Origin of the sequence: Pseudoxanthobacter sp., from assembly GCF_036822375.1 — a bacterium.
Lineage (GTDB): Bacteria > Pseudomonadota > Alphaproteobacteria > Rhizobiales > Segnochrobactraceae > Pseudoxanthobacter.
In genome coordinates, this window is the sequence record NZ_DAISHT010000339.1 from 1 (window position 1) to 2,523 (window position 2,523).

General features: G+C 70.2%; 2 protein-coding genes. Both read right to left on the reverse strand.

Going from position 1 to position 2,523, the window contains the following annotated elements; genetic code table 11:
- Window positions 1-535 (reverse strand): FGGY family carbohydrate kinase (locus V7067_RS17360; protein ID WP_334177139.1); only part of this gene is annotated, 535 nt, incomplete at its 3' end.
- Complete coding sequence (locus tag V7067_RS17365; protein WP_334177140.1) at window positions 522-2,276, reverse strand: glycerol-3-phosphate dehydrogenase/oxidase; 1,755 nt, start codon at window positions 2,274-2,276, stop codon at window positions 522-524. The genes V7067_RS17365 and V7067_RS17360, both read right to left, overlap by 14 nt.
- Window positions 2,277-2,523: the final 247 nt, after the last annotated feature.

Sequence of the window (2,523 nt, forward strand, 5' to 3'; positions counted from 1 at the left end):
TGAAATCCTTGCAGGCCAGCCCCCAGCGGGTGCGCGCCATCACCTCCGGCTCGGCCCTCGCCAGATGGGCGAGCTGCACCACCGTCTGCCCGCCCCACGGGCGATGGCCGTTGAGACGGGCGATTTCCGCCGCCCCGCCGCTGGCCATCAGAGCATCGACCAGCGGCTGGCCGCGATGATCGACCGAAACGATGCCCGGCCGCGTCGGCCGCCCGTCGGCATCGACCAGAAAGATGCCGTTGCCGAAACCGGTGCAGCCGATGGCGCGGATGCGCGCCGGATCGTGCGCCGCCAGCAGCGTGCGGATGGCCCGGGCGGTGGCCTGCCAGAAGGCATCGGCGTCGCGCTCCACACGGCCATCGGCGTAGTGATGGGTCTCGACTTCGGCCGCCTGCTCGGCCTCTGCACGGCCGGCCGCATCGACCAGAACGACCTTGACGGCCGTGCCCCCGGCATCGACGGCCAGAACGAGGGGGCTTATTGCTTCGGGCGTTTCCAACGGCGGCTTTGTGCCGCTCTGTTCAGGCAGGCTCATGCCGGCCTCCTCCTCCGCTTTCAGGCCCGCCGCAGGCGCTCACGCTTTCGCCGCAGGCGCTTGCCGCTGTGCCGCGGGCGCTTGCCGTTACGCCGCCGCCGGCAAATCCCAGAATGCGCGGATCGGCAACGGCCCGCGCAATCTCGGCCTCCGCCCATGCGGCATCCCGGCCAAGGGCCTGCGCGAGGCAGTGCCCCATATCGGCGACGGTTTCGCGGCCGAGCGTGCCGGTCACGACCAGCCCGGTCCGCCGCAGAACCAGATCGTCCAGCCGCTGCGCCATTCGCGCCTGCACGAGCCACAGGATCTCACGCCGGGAATAGTCCGTGCGGCCGGCCAGCATGCGGTCGGGCGCGGCGGCGCAGAAGGCGGCGACCGGACGGGCAAGCGCGCCATAGCGCGCCACCAGCCCGGCGATGCGGGCCGGCGGCAGCCCGGTTTCGCCGGCAAGCGCAGCGGCATCCACCGGTGCCGCGCCGGGATAGGCGCGCTGCGCCGTCCCCGTCGTGCGGGTCCGTCCGAGGTGCTTCAGCACGCAATCCGTGGCCTGCTCCGCAAAGCCGCGGAACGTCGTCCACTTGCCGCCGACCAGCGAAATCACCGGCCGGCCCGCCGCGGTGTGTTCCACCAGAGCATGATCGCGCGCCGCCTGCGTGGCATTGCCGCCGCCGCCCGCCTGCAGCGGACGGATGCCCGACGTCACCGCCACCACATGCTCGCGACCAACCGGAATATCGCTGAACAGCCCGCCCAGCGCCCCCAGCAGATAATCGACCTCGCTGCCCGCCACGCCGCGGTCGCCGGGGTCGGCCGTCTCGACCTCCGTCGTTCCCATCAGGATGGTGCCGGCCACCGGCAGGCTGATGACCATGCGCCCGTGGCCGTCGTCGAAATAGAACGCCCGGCCCGCCATCCGCTCGAACAGCTTCGGGTGCGCGATGACCAGATGCGCGCCCTTCACGCCCCGGATGAGCTGCGTCTTCAGCCCCAGCCGGGCGTTGACGGCATCGATGGCCGCCCCGGTCGCATTCACGACCACCCGCGGCCGCAGCGCGACGGTGTGGCCCGACACATCATCGGTGACCGAAACCGCACCGGCCGCCGCCGACCATGTGATGTGATTGACCGCCGCCACATTGCCGGCATCGGCCGCCTCGCCGAGCATCTCAAAGATGAGACCTTCCGGATTGACGATCTCGCCATCGTAATAGCTGACGACCGCGCGCGTGCCGGCATCGAGCCCGGCGGGAAAAGCCCCGCGCTTCAGCACCGTGCGATGGCGCGGCAGGGCGCGGAACTTCGCCCCCAGATGCTCATAGAGCGCCAGCGCCCCTTCCAGCGCCGCAAGGCTCAGCGGCCCGGAGCGGCGCGACAGCCCGGCGAACCGCAGCATGGCCTGCGGCAGGCCGCTGACCAGCGTTTCCAGCGGCACCACGATCTCGAGCGGCCGCACCAGATGCGGCGCATCGTGCAGCAGCAGATTGCGCTCCCGTGCCGATTCCGCGACGAGGCGGAATTCCCGTCCTTCCAGATAGCGCAGCCCGCCGTGCGCCATGCGGCTGGAAGCGCTGCTGGCACCGGCGCAGAAATCGCCTGTGTCGATCAGAACCGCCGAAACGCCGTTCAGCGCCAGATCGCGCAGCGTGCCCGCACCATTGACGCCGCCGCCGATGATCAGCACGTCCGCCGCCTGCAGGCCGCCCAGCCGGGCAACCGCTGCTTCGCGCGCAGATGGGATCATTCGTGGCTCGGCAGAGGGGCTCATTGCACATCCGGCTCAGGCGCTTTCGGTGCCCCTACATAAGCCTGATGATTTTACATATGGCAATCGTTTTTTTCAAAAGTTTAGACTCAAGGATGAGCCGCGGCCCCACCGGATATCACCACGCCTTGCAAGGCCGGGCGCCTGCGCAATCCCGCCTTGCGGACCGGCGGGGGTTTGCGGGCAGTGAGAGCATCCGAGCGCCCGGGAAAGCACCCCGCCCCGG

Coding starts and splice junctions, on each gene's coding strand:
- V7067_RS17365 (WP_334177140.1), bottom strand. CDS start 2,276: ATGATCCCATCTGCGCGCGAAGCAGCGGTTGCCCGGCTGGGCGGCCTG.